Genomic DNA, 16187 nt, shown 5'->3' with positions numbered 1-16187 from the left:
TCGAAACCCCCGCAGCCGACGTGGCCGCGTTGGTTGCGGGGGTTTTGCGACAAGACTTCGTCCTTCCTCAACCACGACGCGTGACCGTCGCGAAACCCCTGTGGACAAAGGCGAAACACTGTTACCGGACCGTTACCTCAGACCCCGGTCGTCCACAGGAAATCAGGGCCTCATTGTCGGTGGTCCCTGCTTGAGTGGTCGGTATGGCGACCAGCACCCAGACCGCACCACGACACCCCGTGTCGGCTGCGGTCGCACGGCTGCACGACGTCGTTGACGAGGTCGCCGAGACTCCGATGTGGTCGATGGACCCGGACGAGACCGCGGCGACGTTGATCGCGTGCACCGAGCTCGAGGCGCGGGTCGCGGAGCTGAAGCTCCGCGTCGCCGCGCATGCCGACGAAGCCGCAGTCGGTGAAGCCAGTGGCGCGACCTCGACCGCGGTCTGGTGGGCGCACGCCACCAACCAGACCCGGCGCGAGGCGATCCGGCAGATGAGTCTCGCGACCGCGCTGAGCAACGGCCACGAGCCCGTCCGGGTCGCGCTGGCCGCCGGTGATGTCCTGGTGGAGCAGGCGCAGGTGATCGTGCGGGCGGTGGAGCAGCTGCCCGCCGACCTCGACCAGACGCTGGTCGAGCGGGCCGAGGCGCACCTGGTCGCCGAAGCCCGCCACCACGACGCGAAGACCCTGCGCATCCTGGGCCGGCGACTCTTCGAGGTCGTCGCCCCCGAGGAGGCCGACGCCCGCGAAGCGAAGATCCTGGGACGCGAAGAAGCCGAAGCCGCCGCCTCACTGCGGCTCACGATGGCCGAGGACGGCCACGGCCGTGTGCACGGCCGGTTCACCCTCGACACCCTCACCGGGGCCATGCTCAAGAAGGCGCTCCTGGCCATCGCCGCCCCCCAGCACCAAGCAGCCACGAATGGCCTCCTCGGTCAACGACGGCCCGGACCCGAACGCATGGGCCGGGCGTTCGCCGAGCTCATCCAGCGCTACCCCGTCGACCGGCTCCCCCACTCCGGGGGGCTCAACGCCACCGTGGTCGTGACCATGACGCTGGAGACGTTGGAGGGCCGCCTGCAGGCAGCCAGCCTGGACACCGGCGAACGCATCTCACCCGGGCTCGCCCGCCGCCTGGCGTGCGAGGCCGGGATCATCCCCGCCGTCCTCGGTGGTCCCTCGGCGGTGTTGGACCTCGGCCGCAAGGCCCGCTTCCACACCGGCCCGATGCGGATCGCGATGACCATCCGCGACCAGGGCTGCACCACCGTGGGCTGCGACTGGCCACCCGGCCTGTGCCACGCCCACCACGACCACCCCTGGTCGCGCGGCGGCGGCACCAACGTCGAACGCGGCCGCCTGCTCTGCCCGAAGCACCACGCCCGTGCCCACGATCCGGGCTTCACCACGACCCAACACCCCGGCGGGAAGGTCGCCTTCACCAGGCGGACCTAGGCCGACCGACCCTGGCACCCGCTTCACCACCTCAATCACCGGCGCGGGGGTTTCGAGACAGGACTTCGTCCTTCCTCAACCACCGCTGAGCCGGGAGGCGACCGCAACCCAACGCCCGCCCGTCCCGTTGTCAGCCTGTCGGCGCGCAACCCGAAGCGACCCGTAGGCCACGCCGGCGCGACCTGCTCGACCAACGGCGCGCGGGCCTGCCGCGAGGAGGAGGTACTGCTCGACGAGCTCGGTCGGGTGGCATGTGGCCGGCCTGCGATCGGGCATCGCCAGCTCTGGTGTCGCGCGAGGTAGCGAGCAACACTCGGGGCATGACGCTCCTCGACACTGAGACCTGGACCGGCAAGATCTTCATCGACGGGTGGACGGACGGGGGTGGCGGCACCGCCCGCGCGATCGAGCCGGCGACCGGCGACACGCTCGGCGAGTACGGCGTCGCCTCGGTCGGCGACGTACGCCGGGCCGCGGATGTCGGGGCGCGGGCCCAGCAGGAGTGGGCCGCGCGGAAGCCCGAGGAGCGGGCCGCCGTGCTGCGCAGGGCCGGTCAGCTGTTCGAGGAGCACGCCGCCGAGATCGAGGACTGGATCGTCCGCGAGTCCGGCGGCATTCCGCCCAAGGCCGGGCTCGAGACCCACATCGCCGCGGGCGAGTGCTACGAGGCCGCGGGCCTGCCCGGGCACCCGGCCGGCGAGGTGCTCACCACCAACGAGGACCGCTGGTCCTTCGCCCGACGCCGCCCGGTCGGCGTGGTCAGCGTGATCGCACCGTTCAACTTCCCGCTGATCCTCAGCATCCGCGCGGTGGCCCCGGCCCTCGCGCTCGGCAACGCCGTCCTCCTCAAGCCCGACCCGCGTACGGCGGTCTGCGGCGGCGTCGTGCTGGTGCGGATCTTCCAGGAGGCCGGCCTGCCCGACGGGCTGCTCTCCCTCCTGCCGGGTGACGGCGAGATCGGCGCGGCCGTCGTCGAGGCGCCCGAGGTCGCGGTCGTCGCGTTCACCGGCTCCACGGCCGCCGGCCGCAAGGTCGGCGAGGCCGCCGCCCGCGGCCTCAAGCGCGCGCACCTCGAGCTCGGCGGCAACAACGCCCTCGTCGTGCTCCAGGGCGCCGACGTCGCGAAGGCCGCGTCCGCGGGCGCCTTCGGGGCGTTCATGCACCAGGGCCAGATCTGCATGACCTCGGGGCGTCACATCGTCCACGAGTCCCTCTACGAGGAGTACGTCGCGGCGCTGGCCGAGAAGGCGCAGCACCTGCCCGTCGGCGACCCGAAGTCGGGCACCGTCGCGCTCGGCCCGATCATCGACGAGAAGCAGCTCAAGCGCGTCGACGGCATCGTCCAGGACGCCGTCCAGCACGGCGCCCGGCTGCTCGCCGGCGGGACCAACGACGGCCCCTACTACCAGCCGACCGTGCTCGCCGACGTCGCGCAGGACAACCCGGCCTGGACCGAGGAGATCTTCGGTCCGGTCGCGCCCGTGGTCTCGTTCTCGACGCTCGACGAGGCGGTCGCGCTGGTCAACGACAACGAGTACGGACTCTCGGTCGGCGTCCTCGGCGACCTCGCCGACGCGATGCGGCTGGCCGACCGGGTCAGCTCCGGCAAGGTGCACATCAACGAGCAGACGGTCTCCGACGAGGCGAACGCACCGTTCGGCGGCACCAAGTCGTCGGGCAACGGCTCGCGGATCGGCGGCGCCCAGGCCAACATCGAGTCGTTCACCGAGATCCAGTGGCTCACCATGCGTCCCGAGATCGCGCCGTACCCCTTCTAGGAGTCGGGCGCGCTGGGCCGGGCCGCGATGCGGTCGAGATGGCGGGCTACAGCGACTTCGAGAACAAGCCGGTGCTGTACGACCTACGCCGCCATCTCCTCAGACGGGGAGACACGAGGGCCACGGTCGCGACCGAGAAGCTGTCCGTGCGCACCACCGGCCGGTCACCGGTCACACGAAGCTGAACATCCGGACGCCGTCCTCGAACGCGGCGGCCGGACCGGGCCAGCGGTGCACGCCCACGCGGAAGCCCGCGTCGTCCGGGCGGACGAACGCGACCTCCTCGAAGCCGACGACGTGCAGGAGGCCGCGGACGTAGTCGCTCGGGTCGCCGTCGAAGCCGGTCGGGTCGAGCGGCACCCGGTTGCCGCGGGTCCAGATCACGTGCCCACCGGGCGGCATCAGGGACGGCAGCCGCGCCACGGTCACCGCGATGTCGTCGTCGGTGATGTTGCCGAACACCCCGCACGCCATCACGACGTCGGCCGGCACGGCGCCGCGGTAGGAGTCGGTGGTGCCGGCGTCCGCCGTCCGGACGTCGACCCCGTCGAGGCCCAGCTCGTGGGCGGCCCGCCGGGCGGTCTCGGCGAGCTCGGCGTCGAGCTCGATCAGCACCGCGTCGATGTCGGCGCCGGTCTCGGCGAGCACCGGCAGCGTGTCGCGTCCGTCGCCGCTGCACATGCTGACCAGCCGCACCGGCCCGGCCGCTTCCGACAGCAGCGCGCGCAGCTGCGTCCGCACCACGTCGAGGCGCCGGGACCGCGACGACGCCGGGTCGGCATACTCCTCGTGCCACGCGTGCCAGTCGCGACTCACGAGTCCAGCCACTCCCGGATCGACTCGTTGTGCTGCCCGAGCGTCGGGGGAGCCTCATGGGTGGACCGTCCGCTCGAGAAGGGGTTGTCGTCGAAGCGGACCGGCGACCCGGGCAGGTCGAGCCGGCCCTGGGTCGCGTGGTCGACCGACAGCAGCAGCCCCTGGGAGAGCACCTGGTCCCAGCTGTAGACGTCGTCCATCGACCGCACCTTGCCCGACGGCACTCCGGCGTCGGACAGCTTCTCCAGCCAGTGCTCGGCAGGCCCGGAGCTGAAGAGGGACTCGATGCGCGCGACCAGCGCCTCGCGGTTGGCCACGCGCAGCGGGTTGGTCGCGAACTCCGCCTCGGCGGGGTCCCAGCCGAAGGCGCCGCACAACGCGCGCCACAGCCCTTCGGAGCCGCAGGCGATCTGCACCGGCGCGGTCGCGGTCGCGAACATGCCGTACGGCGCGATCGAGGGGTGGTGATCGCCCGCCAGGCCGGGCACCTCCTTGGCGACGGTCCAGCGGGTGCCCTGGAAGGCGTGCACGCCGACCATGCCGGCGAGCAGCGACGTGCGCACGACCCGGCCGCGGCCGGTGGTCTCGCGCTCGTGGAGCGCGGCCAGGACCCCGAAGGCGCCGTTCATGCCCGCGATCAGGTCGGCGATCGGGACGCCGACCTTCGTGGGCTGCTCGGTGCCGGTGATCGACATCAGCCCGCCCTCGCCCTGGGCGATCTGGTCGTAGCCCGCGCGCTTCGCCTCCGGGCCGTCGTGGCCGAACCCGGTGATCGACAGGACGATCAGGCGCGGGTTGAGCTCGTGCAGCCGCGACACCGGGAAGCCGAGCCGGTCGAGGACGCCGACGCGGTAGTTCTCCATCAAGACGTCGGCGCGGGCGACCAGCTTCGCCAGCACCTCCTTGTCGTCCTCGTCCTTGAGGTCGAGGACGAGCGACTCCTTGTTGCGGTTGGCCGAGAGGAAGTACGTCGACTCCTGCTCCTCGCGCTCGCCGATGAACGGCGGCCCCCACGACCGGGTGTCGTCACCGGTCGGGGGCTCGATCTTGATCACGCGGGCGCCCATGTCGCCGAGCATCATCGCGGCGTGGGGGCCGGCGAGCGCGCGGGTCAGGTCGAGCACGATCAGGTCGGACAGCGGTCCTTCGGTCATGCGGGTGACGCTACCGAGGGGCGACGGGCGGTCCTACGGCGAGAGGTGACAACCCGGCCGCAGTTGGTTGGTCGAGGAGCGAGCGCCCGCCGTGTCGTCGTTGGTCGAGGAGCGCGCGTCCGCCGTGTCGTCGTTGGTCGAGGAGCGCGCGTCCGCCGTGTCGTCGTTGGTCGAGTAGCGAGCGTCCGCCGTGTCGTCGTTGGTCGAGTAGCGAGCGTCCGCCGTGTCGTCGTTGGTCGAGTAGCGAGCGCCAGCGAGCGTATCGAGACCCATCCCGACCTGGTCTCGATACGCCGGTCGCGGGCTCGTTCCTCGCCCGCGCGGCTACTCGACCTGGCTGCTGGCCCCCAGCCTTCGCACGCTCAGGCTGGGGCAGCGCAACTCGACCTGGCTGCTGGCCCCCAGCCTTCGCACGCTCAGGCTGGGGCAGCTCACCACATCCACTCCATCTCGGCGACGGTGCGGTCCCGCGTCTCCTGGCCGGTGAGCAGCTGGACGGCGTGCAGGCTGGCGTCGACACCGGCGGAGACACCGGCCGAGGTCAGGATCCTCTCGGCGCTGCGCACGAACCGCTGGCCGCGCACCACCTGCGTCGTCGGCGACAGCGCCGCCAGCTCGTCGTACGCGTCGTGGTGGGTGGTGGCCGGCCGCCGTTCGAGCAGGCCCGCCGCCCCGAGGACCAGCGCGCCCGTGCAGACCGAGACCAGCAGCTCGACCTCGGCCGCGCGCTCGCGCACCCAGGCCAGCAGCCGCTCGTCCTTCAGCAGCGGACGGGTACCGGCACCGCCCGGGACGATCAGCACGTCGGGCGGCGGCGCGTCGTCGATCGAGTACGTCGGCTGCACGGTGAACGCGCCGCGGCCGACGGCGGGCGCGCCGGTCAGGCCGACCGAGAACACCGAGAACGGGTGGCCCTCGCCGAGCTCGCTGGCGACGTTGAAGACCTCGTAGGGGCCGGCGAAGTCGAGCACCTCCACGTCGTCGAAGACCAAGATGGCGACGGTACGGGTGCTCACGGGCGCCATTGTGGCCGCCCCGCCGCCGTTTCGGGAGCCGCTCGCCGGGGCATGAGACGACCGGCAGTCGGACTTTTCGGGGGTTCTCGTGGACGTCGATCCAGCGGAGCTGCGACAGGCAGCGGACCAGGTGGAAGCCGTGGTTGCGGCGAGCGAGGCCGACGGACTGAGCCTCGACCTCTCGGGCGACGTCGGGCATGACGGGCTCGCGGCGGCGATGGCGTCGTTCGCCTCGTCCTGGGAGGACGGTGCCGCCCAGCTGGTCGAGGCCACCCGGGGCATCGCGAGCGGGCTCCGGTTCACCGCCACCACCTACGAGATCACCGACGCCTTCGCCGCCTCCGGCCTGGGCCGGCTGATCGACGACCTGGTCGGCGGGCCGTGAGCGCCTTCACCAACCTGCTGCTCGAGCAGCAGGTCGACGAGCTGGTGCCGGGCGACCCGTCGGCCACCGCGCAGGCAGGCGCGTCCCTGCGCCCGGTCGCGGACAGCTGGAACGACGCGGGCGCCGACCTCGCCGCCGTCCGCCCGGAGTGGGTGGGTGCGGCGGGCGATGCGTTCCGCACCCGGCAGCGGCTCGACACCGAAGGCTGGACGTCCGCAGCGGAGAGCCTCGCCCGGGCCCGGGCGGCGCTGCTCGACTTCTCCGACACGCTGACCGCCGCGAAGACCACCGCCGGTGTCGCGATCATGCAGTTCGAGGCCGGCCTCCGGGTGGCGGCCGACGATGCGGCGGCGCGGGTCGAGGCCGCGGCCCACGCCGCCGGCGTACCGAACCTGCCGTTCGTCGCGCCGCCGCGCGTCGTGCTCGCCATGCTGCCGGCCGGCAAGGACCTGCGCGACGGCGCCTGCGCGATGCTCGACGGTGCCCGTGACGACGTCCGCACGGCCGGTGACGACGCGGCGTCCCGGCTCGACGAGGCCGGGGTGCTGCCGTGGGGCGCCGTCGGGCTGGCCGGCTCGGGCGACAGCGTCGACGACCCGACCGGCAAGGGCACGCACGACCCGCTCGACGGGCCGGTCGGGCTGACCGACGACGACCTCTCGCTCGCCCACCTCTTCCAGGGCCAGATCGGCGACTGCTGGTTCCTGGCCGGCGCGGGCGCGGTGGCGGCCTCCGACCCGGACTGGATCCGCGAGCACATCCAGGCCCAGCCCGACGGCAGCTACGAGGTGACGTTCTACCGGGAGGAGGACGGCGATCTGGTGCCGGTGACCGTCACCGTCGACGCCTCGACGATCGCCGACGGCGTGCACGACGCCGACGGCCGGCCCACCTGGGCGTCGATCTACGAGAAGGCCGCGGCCGCAATGCGGGGCGGCGACTACGACGACATCGACGGCGGCTACGCCCAGGACTCGCTCGAGATGGTGACCGGGCGGCACGCCGAGACCCACGACGACATGAGCCTGTCCGACATCCGCGAGGGCCTCGACGAGGGCCGGATCTACGCTGTCTCGACGGAGACCTCCGACACGTTCAACCCGTTCGACGACGAGGTCGACGACGACCGGGTCGTCCCCAACCACGCCTACGTCATCGACGACGTGCGCCAGGTCGACGGCGAGTTGAAGGTGCACGTCGTCAACCCGTGGGGTCCCGACGGTGGCCCCCTCGACGGCGAGGACAAGTCCGGGGCCCTCTGGTTGACCGAGCAGCAGTTCCACGAGAGCTTCGATGACACATCCAGCGTCGCGGGGAGGAACCGATGAGCTCCACGATCGACGTCCGGCAGGGCTCGCAGCCGTCGTACGCCGGGGTCCGCGTCGGCGTGATGGCAGTCGGTGAGCACCAGGGTGTGCGCAAGGCGCGGCTGATGATCCGCAGCGACCGCGAGAACAAGCGGGTCGACCTGGCCGCCGGCGACACCGAGGACCTCTTCGGCGTCGCGACCGTCACCCTCGACGAGGTCCGACCCGAGCCGGGTGGCCGGGGGGCCGTGACGATCACGTTCCGGGACGCCGGTGCCTAAGCTGGCCCCGGTGGTCCTCCTCCTGCTCCTGCTGGGCGCGTCGGCCGGGTGCAGCGGCGAGGACACGCCCGGCCTCGACGACGACCTCGATCCCGCGGTCTCCGCCCAGGCCGCACCCGACAGCTACGGCACGCTCGCCGCCGACCTCGCCTCGGCCGTCGCGGACGCCGTGGGCACGACGGAGTCCGTGGACTTCCCGGCCGGCTACACGGTCGAGGACGACGTCTGCGTGTACTGGTCGGCGAGCCACGAGCTGCCGGTGTGGTTCGGACGCGACGTGTCGTGGGACGACGTCCGGGCCGCGGTCGAGGACGCCGTCCCGGACGGCTGGACGCTGGGCGACGATCTCGACATCCCCGGCGGTTACGGCGGGTTCGACGTCACCGAGGACGACACCGGCGCGGTGGTGACGGTCCGGGCGAAGGGGACGAGCACGCTCCGGGTGGTCGCGCCGGTCGAGGGCGACTGCCCCGACGACGACGCAGGCTGACCGCCCGCGCGACCGTGTCGGCGGCGGGTGGTTGGCTAGCCACATGACGACGACCCCGACGACGTACCGCCTCGTGCGGCCCGACGTCGCCGTCGACGTGCCCACGCTCGACGAGCACCAGCAGCGCGTCGTCGACCACCCGGGCGGGCCCCTGCTGGTGCTCGCCGGGCCCGGCACCGGCAAGACCACGACGCTCGTCGAGACGATCGTCGACCGGATCGAGCACCGCGGAGCGCGCCCCGACGAGATCCTCGCGCTCACGTTCTCGCGCAAGGCCGCCGAGCAGCTCCGGGACCGCGTGACCGCCCGCTTGGGCCGCACCATGTCGACGACGCTCAGCTCGACGTTCCACTCGTTCGCCTACGCCCTGATCCGCCGCTACGCGCCGGCCGAGCTCTACGAGGCCCCGCTGCGTCTCCTCAGCGCCCCGGAGCAGGACGTCGTGCTGCGTGAGCTGCTCACCGACCACCCCGAGTCGGTCCGCTGGCCCGACTCGCTGTCCCGCGCGCTCGGCACCCGCGGCTTCGCGCGCGAGGTCCACGCGGTCCTGTCCCGTGCCCGCGAGAAGGGCCTCGACGGCGAGGAGCTGCGCGCCCTCGGTGAGGCCGAGGGGGTCCCGGAGTTCGTGGCCGCGGGGCTCTTCCTCGACCAGTACCTCGACAGCCTCGACAGCCAGGGTGCCATCGACTACGCCGACCTGATCCGCCGCGCGACCATCGAGGCGGAGGTCCACCGCGACGAGCTGCGGGCCAGGCTGCGCCACGTCTTCGTCGACGAGTACCAGGACACCGACCCGGGCCAGGTCGCGCTGCTGCGCGCGCTGGCCGGCGACGGTCGCGACCTCACGGTCGTGGGTGACCCCCACCAGTCGATCTACGGCTTCCGCGGCGCCGAGGTGCGCGGCATCCTCGACTTCCCGACCGAGTTCCCGCGCGCCGACGGCGCCCCGGCCGACGTGGTCGCGCTGCGCGCCACCCGCCGTTTCGGGCCGCGGGTGCTGGTGGCGTCGCAGCGGCTGGCCCACCGGCTCGCGCTGCCGGGCTCGATCCCCCTCGAGGCACGCCAGGCGTTCCTCGACCCGCAGGCGGTCTCCGGCCCGCTGGGCGACGGGCGCGTCGTCGTGCGCACCTTCGACACCGAACGCGCCGAGGCGGAGCACCTCGCCGACCTGCTGCGCCGCGCCCATCTCGAGGACGGCATCGCGTGGGATGACATGGCGGTGCTGGTCCGCTCGGGTCGCACGTCGATCCCGCCGCTGCGTCGTGCGCTCGGTGCGGCCGGCGTGCCGGTCGAGGTCGCCAGCGACGAGGTGCCCCTGGTCCGCGACCCCGCGGTGCTGCCGCTGCTCGACGGGCTGCGCGCGGTCGTCAACCTCGACGCCCCGCAGCTGAAGGGCGGCGTCGAGAACGTCGACTACCTCGACGCCGCGCGCGCGGAGGCGCTGCTGCTGGGGCCGCTCGGCGGGCTCGACGCCGGCGACGTACGCCGGCTGGGCCGGCAGCTGCGGGCGCTCGAGAAGGAGCAGAGCAAGGCCGAGGACCGCCCGCCACGCACGTCGCGCGAGCTGGTGCGCGCTGCGGTGGTCGAGCCCGGCTGTCTCGACGGTCTGCCGGGCCCCGAGGTGGTGCGTGCCCGCGCGCTGGCCCAGCTGCTGGTCGACGCGCGCGCCGACCTCGCGAGCGGTGCGTCCGCCGAGGAGCTGCTCTGGATGCTCTGGTCGCGCACCGGCTGGCCGGCCCGGCTGCGCCGCTCGGTGGACCTCGGCGGGGGTGCCGCCCGCCGCGCCCACCGCGACCTGGACTCCGTGTGCGCGCTCTTCGAGGTCGCCGCCCGCGCCGAGGAGCAGCGCGACCACGTCGGGGTGCGCGCCTTCCTGGCGACGCTGGTGCAGCAGCAGATCCCCGCCGACACCCTGGCCGACCGCGGCGCGCGCGGCGCCGCCGTACGCCTCCTGACCGCCCACCGGTCCAAGGGCCTGGAGTGGCGGCTGGTCGTCGTCGCCCACGTGCAGCAGGAGGGGTGGCCCGACCTGCGTCGCCGCTCGACGCTGCTCCAGGCCGACCGGATCGGCGAGGACGGCATCGTCCCGCCGGTGTCGCCGCGCGAGCTGCTCATGGAGGAGCGCCGGCTCTTCTACGTCGCGTGCACGCGCGCCCGCCAGCGCCTGGTCGTCACCGCGGTGGCCTCCGCCGAGGACGACGGCGAGCAGCCGTCCCGCTTCCTCGACGAGCTCGGTGTCACCGTCGAGAAGGTCGTCGGCCGACCCCTCCGACCGTTGTCGATGGCCGGCCTGGTGAGCGAGCTGCGACGCACCCTCGCCGACCCCGCCACCAGCGAGCCGCTCCGCGACGCCGCGGCCCGCCGGCTGGCGCGCCTGGCGGGCGAGTCGGTCGGCGAGCGGGCCCTGGTGCCCAGCGCCGACCCGGCGACCTGGTGGGGCACCCGCGCAGCCAGCCGGTCGGTCCAGCCGGTGCGCGACCCGGACCAGCCGGTGCCCGTCTCCGCGAGCATCCTCGAGTCGCTGGGGGTCTGCCCGACCCAGTGGTTCCTGGAGCGCGAGGCCGGTGGTGTCGCGCGCGCCCACCAGTCGGCCAACCTCGGCGAGCTGCTCCACGCGCTGGCGCAGCGCGTCGCTGCCGGCGAGATCGACACCGGCGGTGACGTCGACACCGGAGTCGAGATCCTGATGACCCATGTCGACGCGGTGTGGGACCGGCTCGACTTCCGCACCCCCTGGTCGAAGGCCCGCGAGCACGAGCGCGTGCGGGCCGCGCTCGGCCGGTTCCTGCGCTGGCACGTCGCCAATCCGCGGCGGCTGCTCGAGACCGAGGCGAAGTTCGAGACCGTGGTCGAGCTCGAGGACGGCGAGCGGGTGACGCTGTCCGGCTACGCCGACCGGATCGAGCTCGACGCCGACGGCAACGTCGTCGTCGTCGACCTCAAGACGGGCCGTACCAAGCCCAGCACCAAGTCGGTCGAGTCCCACGTGCAGCTCGGGCTCTACCAGTACGCCGTCGACCACGGCGCCGTCGACGAGCTGACCGGGGGAGAGGCCCACGCCGGGGGCGCGGAGCTGGTGCAGCTCGGCATCCTCGACGGCGGCCCGGAGGCGGTCGTCCAGTCGCAGGCCGCGCAGCCCGAGGACGGCCCCGACCGCGAGCTGCTGCGCGACCGGCTCCGCCACACGGCGTCGCTGCTGCGCGCCGAGGAGTTCCCGGCGGTGGCGGGTCAGCACTGCCGCGAGTGCAGCTTCGTGCCGATCTGCCCGATCAAGGGCGCCGGGTCGGTGACGTCGCAGTGACCACGGTCAGCATCGAGGCCCCCGACGACCTCGCCCGGGTGATGAAGACGCCGTACGCGCCCAGCGACCAGCAGTGGGCCGCGATCTCGGCCCCCCTCTCGCCCGCGGTGGTGATCGCCGGTGCCGGCTCCGGCAAGACCACGCTGATGGCCGCCCGCGTGGTCTACCTCGTCGTGACCGGCCAGGTGCGCCCCGACGAGGTGCTCGGCCTGACCTTCACGACCAAGGCCGCGAGCGAGCTGCGCCACCGGATCCGCACGGCGCTGCGCACCGCCGGGGCGCTGGAGGAGGTCGACGAAGGCGAGGACGTCCTCGAGCCGACGGTCCTGACCTACAACGCGTACGCCGCCGGGCTGCTCACCGACCACGGGCTGCGGATCGGGCACGAGCCCGACACCCGGGTGATCACCGACGCGGCGCGCTACCAGCTCGGCGCCCGGGCGGTCGACCGGTTCACCGGCGACGTCCGGCACCTCACCGACCACCCCGCGACCGCGATCCAGAACCTCCTCGCCCTCGACAGCGCGATGAGCGAGCACCTCGTCTCGCCCGACGACGTGCGCGCGCTCGACACGGACGCCCGGGTGCAGTTCGAGCGGGCGTTGGCCGAGGAGGTCGCCGGCAAGAACCGCACCACCTACCGCGAGGGCCCCGAGAAGGCGATCTTCGCGATCAATCGCCGCGGTGAGCTGCTCGGGCTGGTGGAGGCCTACCGGCGGCTCAAGCGAGACCTCGGGCTGATGGACTTCTCCGACCAGATCGAGCTCGGCGCGCGGCTCGCCAGCGAGCAGCCCGACGTCGGTGCGCTGGAGCGGTCCCGGTTCAAGGTCGTGCTGCTCGACGAGTACCAGGACACCTCGGTCGCCCAGGCGACCATGCTCTCGCGGCTCTTCGGCGGGGGCCACGCCGTCACCGCGGTCGGCGACCCCAACCAGGCGATCTACGGCTGGCGCGGCGCGTCGGTGTCCAACATCCTCAACTTCGCCGACACGTTCCCGTCCCAGGCCGGGCCCGTGCCGGTCTACCCGCTGACGGTCAACCGGCGCTCCGATGCGCGCATCCTCGAGGTCGCCAACCGGCTCGCCGCGCCGCTCTACGACAGGTACGGCCAGGTCGAGCCCCTGGTCGCGAAGCCGGAGGCCGACGCCGGCTCCGTCGCGCTGCGCGTGTTCGAGACGCACGGCGACGAGCTCGACGCGCTGGTCGAGGCGGTGACGGCAGCGCACGGCGCTCGGCCTGATCCTGGGGGCTGGGCGAAGATCGGCGTCCTCACCCGCGACAACGCGCACGCCGAGGACGTCTTCGACGCGCTGACCGGTGCCGGGATCCCGGTCGAGATCGTCGGCCTGTCCGGCCTGCTCCGGCTGCCCGAGGTCGCCGAGATCGTCGCGACCCTCCACCTGCTCCACGACGTCACGGCCAACGCGTCGCTGCTCACCCTGCTCACCGGCCCGCGCTGGGCGATCGGCCCGCGTGACCTGCGGCTGCTGAGCCGCCGGGCCACCGAGATCGCCGGCCGGCAGGGTCGCGGTGGCGACTCGGCGACGATCACCGAGCACCTGCTCGACATCGCCGACGGCATCGACCCGGCCGAGATCCCGTCGCTGGACGACGCCCTCGCCGATCCGGGCGACGCACCGTACTCAGCCGAGGCGCGGGAGCGGTTCGCACTCCTGGCGAGCGAGCTGCGGATGCTGCGCACGACCGTCGGTGAGCCGTTGCTCGACATCGTCCGCCGCATCATCGACACCAGCGGCACCGACGTCGAGCTCGCCTCCGCGGTCAGTCCGGCGGCGACCGCGCGCCGCGACAACCTCGACCTGTTCGTGAAGGCGGTGGCGGAGTTCCAGGCCGTCGACGGCGACGTCACGCTGCCCGCGCTGCTGGCCTACCTGACCGCCGAGGACGACCAGGGCAACGGTCTCGACATCGCCACCCCGACCGAGGCCGACTCGGTCAAGCTGCTGACCGTGCACCGCTCCAAGGGCCTCGAGTGGGACTCGGTCTTCCTCGTCGGCGTCTGTGAGACCCGCTTCCCGTCCAACCGCTCGCGGACCCTGTGGACGTCGTCCCCGTCGATCCTGCCGGCGCCCTTGCGCGGCGACGCCCCGGACCTGCCGCAGCTCCACGGCTGGGACAAGGCCGCGCTCGACGCGTACCGCGCCGACACCCGCGCCCACGACGCGGAGGAGGAGCTGCGGCTCGGCTACGTCGCGTTCACCCGCGCCGCCCACCACCTCTCGGTCACGTCCTACCTGTGGAGCCCGCGCGCCACGCCGTTCGGTCCGTCGCCCTACCAGGAGACGGTGCGCGACCAGCTCCTCGCCTGGGGTGAGCCGGTCGACGGCTGGCTCGACAAGCCGCAGAAGGGCGACCCCAACCCCTACGCCGCCGTCGACCCGTCCCGTCCCTGGCCGCCGACCGGCACCGGCCGCGAGGCGGCGCTGCGCATCGAGGCAGCCCGGCGGGTGCGCGAGATCGACGCGGCGGGGCAGGACCACGGCCTCGACATGATCGAGTCGGCGCGCGTCGGCGACTGGGACGCCGAGCTCGACCGGCTGCTCACCGAGGCGCGCCGCGACCGCAGCTCCGACATCGCCGTACCCCTGCCGAGCAGCCTGTCGGCGACCGCGCTCGGCCGGCTGCACGCAGACCCCGAGACGTTCGCGCGCGAGCTGGCGCGGCCGATGCCGCGACCGCCGTCGTCGGCGGCCCGCTTCGGCACCCGCTTCCACGCCTGGGTCGAGGCGCGCTTCGACCAGCAGGACCTGTTCGACTACGGCGACCTGCCGGGCCGCGCCGACGCCGGCATCGACGACGACACCGACCTCGAGGACCTGATCGCGACCTTCGAGGCCGGCCCCTTCGCGACCCGTACGCCCCACCAGGTGGAGGCACCCTTCGCGCTGGTGCTCGCGGGCCAGGTCGTGCGGGGGCGGATCGACGCCGTGTACGCCGAGGACGGTGGCTACCTGCTGGTCGACTGGAAGACCAACCGGGGCGCCACCGCCGACCCGCTCCAGCTCGGCATCTACCGGCTGGCCTGGGCCGAGCTGCACGACGTGCCGCTCGAGTCGGTGCGCGCGGCGTTCTACTACGTCCGCACCGGCGACCTGGTCGAGCCGCCCGACCTGCCGGACCGTCAGGCGCTCGAGGCGATCCTCGACCCTTCCTGACCCAGCCAGGTCGCGACCCCGCGGGCCGCGGCGCGGCCGGCCCGGTTGGCGCCGATCGTGCTCGCCGAGGGGCCGTAGCCGACCAGCTGGACCCGCGGGTCGGCGACGGCGGTGGTGCCGTCGAGCTGGATGCCGCCGTGCTCGGAGCGCAGGTGCAGGGGTGCGAGGTGGGTGACGGCCGGCCGGAAGCCGGTGGCCCAGAGGATCGCGTCGGCCGGCTCGAACGACCCGTCCGCGAAGCGCACGCCGTCCGGCTCGACCGACGCGAACATCGGGTGCCGTTCGTAGGCGCCGAGCCGCTCGGCCTCGCGCTCCTGCTCGCGCAGCGCCAGCCCGGTGACGCTGACGACGCTGGCCGGCGGGAGGCCACGGCGGACGCGCTCCTCCACCAGCGCGACTGCCTCGCGGCCGCGGTCGGGGTTGAACTCGTCCGTCCGCCAGACCGGCTCGCGGCGCGTCACCCAGAGCGTCTCGGTGACGGGCGCCAGCTCACCGAGGAACTGGACGGCCGACGCGCCCCCGCCGACGACGACCACGCGCCTGCCGCGGAAGCGGTCGGCTCCGGGGAAGTCGACCGTGTGCAGCTGCTCGCCGCGGAACGTGTCCATGCCCGGGTAGCGCGGCACGAACGGGTGCGACCAGGTGCCGGTGGCGTTCACCAGCGTGCGGGTCCTCCAGGTGCGGTCGCCCGCGTGCACGACGAGCAGGCCGTCGTCGGTGACGCTGTCGACACGCACCGGCCGGACGACGGGCAGGTCGTGGGTGCGCTCGTAGTCGGCGAAGTACGCCGGCACCACGGTGTTGGCGCGCCCGTCCGTCGTCCCCGGTGGCGCGGAGTCGGGGAGCGACGCGATGCCGTGCACGTCGTGCATGGTCAGCGAGTCCCAGCGGTGTTGCCACGCGCCGCCGGGCGCGTCGTCGGCGTCGAGCACCACGTGGGAGATCCCACGCCGCTTGAGGTGGTACGACGTCGACAGGCCGGCCTGGCCCGCACCGATGACCACCGCGTCGTAGATCTCCACGGTG

At 73.4% G+C, this 16187-nt stretch carries 13 protein-coding genes; 8 read left to right on the top strand and 5 right to left on the bottom strand.

Features of this window, described 5'->3' with window-relative positions; genetic code table 11:
- Positions 1 to 203 precede the first annotated feature (203 nt).
- Together PD653B2_RS09315 and PD653B2_RS09310 are read left to right on the top strand one after the other, a co-directional pair.
- Positions 204 to 1457: an HNH endonuclease signature motif containing protein gene (locus PD653B2_RS09315; RefSeq protein WP_085872104.1), complete on the top strand. Its 1254-nt coding sequence runs from the start codon at positions 204 to 206 to the stop codon at positions 1455 to 1457.
- Positions 1458 to 1777: 320 nt separating this feature from the next.
- Positions 1778 to 3235, top strand: a complete 1458-nt coding sequence (locus PD653B2_RS09310) for a benzaldehyde dehydrogenase (protein WP_085872103.1) — start codon at positions 1778 to 1780, stop codon at positions 3233 to 3235.
- Positions 3236 to 3406: 171 nt separating this feature from the next.
- On the opposite strand, the gene PD653B2_RS09305 is transcribed toward PD653B2_RS09310, so the two are convergent.
- The 4 genes from PD653B2_RS09305 to PD653B2_RS09290 form a co-directional block, all read right to left on the bottom strand.
- Positions 3407 to 4051: a class I SAM-dependent methyltransferase gene (locus tag PD653B2_RS09305; protein ID WP_085872102.1), complete on the bottom strand. Its 645-nt coding sequence runs from the start codon at positions 4049 to 4051 to the stop codon at positions 3407 to 3409.
- Positions 4048 to 5205, bottom strand: a complete 1158-nt coding sequence (locus PD653B2_RS09300; RefSeq protein WP_085872101.1) for a CaiB/BaiF CoA transferase family protein — start codon at positions 5203 to 5205, stop codon at positions 4048 to 4050. The genes PD653B2_RS09305 and PD653B2_RS09300 overlap by 4 nt, the downstream gene beginning before the upstream one ends.
- A gap of 33 nt (positions 5206 to 5238) precedes the next feature.
- A complete protein-coding gene (locus PD653B2_RS09295; RefSeq protein ID WP_085872100.1) occupies positions 5239 to 5478 on the bottom strand; it encodes a hypothetical protein in 240 nt (79 codons plus the stop codon).
- A gap of 158 nt (positions 5479 to 5636) precedes the next feature.
- Entirely contained in the window at positions 5637 to 6221 is a 585-nt protein-coding gene (locus tag PD653B2_RS09290; protein ID WP_414689161.1) for a DJ-1/PfpI family protein, read from the bottom strand.
- An 88-nt stretch (positions 6222 to 6309) separates the two neighbouring features.
- On the opposite strand from PD653B2_RS09290, the gene PD653B2_RS09285 reads away from it, so the two are divergent.
- Genes PD653B2_RS09285 through PD653B2_RS09260 form a run of 6 tightly spaced genes read left to right on the top strand, consistent with a single transcriptional unit; the run spans position 6310 to position 15161 of the window.
- Positions 6310 to 6606, top strand: coding sequence for a type VII secretion target (locus PD653B2_RS09285; RefSeq protein ID WP_085872098.1), 297 nt, complete (start codon positions 6310 to 6312; stop codon positions 6604 to 6606).
- Positions 6603 to 7934, top strand: a complete 1332-nt coding sequence (locus PD653B2_RS09280) for a C2 family cysteine protease (protein ID WP_085872097.1) — start codon at positions 6603 to 6605, stop codon at positions 7932 to 7934. The genes PD653B2_RS09285 and PD653B2_RS09280 overlap by 4 nt, the downstream gene beginning before the upstream one ends.
- Positions 7931 to 8194: a hypothetical protein gene (locus PD653B2_RS09275; protein ID WP_085872096.1), complete on the top strand. Its 264-nt coding sequence runs from the start codon at positions 7931 to 7933 to the stop codon at positions 8192 to 8194. The genes PD653B2_RS09280 and PD653B2_RS09275 overlap by 4 nt, the downstream gene beginning before the upstream one ends.
- A gap of 10 nt (positions 8195 to 8204) precedes the next feature.
- The gene (locus PD653B2_RS09270; RefSeq protein WP_089503919.1) at positions 8205 to 8684 is read left to right on the top strand and encodes a hypothetical protein; all 480 of its coding nucleotides are present in this window, start codon (positions 8205 to 8207) and stop codon (positions 8682 to 8684) included.
- A 43-nt stretch (positions 8685 to 8727) separates the two neighbouring features.
- Complete coding sequence (locus tag PD653B2_RS09265) at positions 8728 to 11985, top strand: ATP-dependent helicase (RefSeq protein WP_085872094.1); 3258 nt, start codon at positions 8728 to 8730, stop codon at positions 11983 to 11985.
- Positions 11982 to 15161, top strand: a complete 3180-nt coding sequence (locus tag PD653B2_RS09260; protein WP_242665213.1) for an ATP-dependent DNA helicase — start codon at positions 11982 to 11984, stop codon at positions 15159 to 15161. The genes PD653B2_RS09265 and PD653B2_RS09260 overlap by 4 nt, the downstream gene beginning before the upstream one ends.
- Here PD653B2_RS09260 and PD653B2_RS09255 read toward each other — a convergent pair.
- Complete coding sequence (locus PD653B2_RS09255; RefSeq protein WP_085872093.1) at positions 15128 to 16183, bottom strand: FAD-dependent oxidoreductase; 1056 nt, start codon at positions 16181 to 16183, stop codon at positions 15128 to 15130. The genes PD653B2_RS09260 and PD653B2_RS09255 overlap by 34 nt on opposite strands.
- Positions 16184 to 16187 lie beyond the last annotated feature (4 nt).

It is taken from the genome of Nocardioides sp. PD653-B2 (assembly GCF_002117935.1).
Classification (GTDB): Bacteria; Actinomycetota; Actinomycetes; order Propionibacteriales; family Nocardioidaceae; genus Nocardioides.
Note: the sequence above shows the minus strand (reverse complement) of the source record. Positions and strands in the feature narration are given on the sequence as shown.

Bases quoted from the DNA above. Each gene is read 5' to 3' on its own strand.
- PD653B2_RS09315 (WP_085872104.1), top strand. From the start codon at position 204: ATGGCGACCAGCACCCAGACCGCACCACGACACCCCGTGTCGGCTGCG.
- PD653B2_RS09310 (WP_085872103.1), top strand. From the start codon at position 1,778: ATGACGCTCCTCGACACTGAGACCTGGACCGGCAAGATCTTCATCGAC.
- PD653B2_RS09300 (WP_085872101.1), bottom strand. From the start codon at position 5,205: ATGACCGAAGGACCGCTGTCCGACCTGATCGTGCTCGACCTGACCCGC.
- PD653B2_RS09295 (WP_085872100.1), bottom strand. From the start codon at position 5,478: ATGGGTCTCGATACGCTCGCTGGCGCTCGCTACTCGACCAACGACGAC.
- PD653B2_RS09275 (WP_085872096.1), top strand. From the start codon at position 7,931: ATGAGCTCCACGATCGACGTCCGGCAGGGCTCGCAGCCGTCGTACGCC.
- PD653B2_RS09265 (WP_085872094.1), top strand. From the start codon at position 8,728: ATGACGACGACCCCGACGACGTACCGCCTCGTGCGGCCCGACGTCGCC.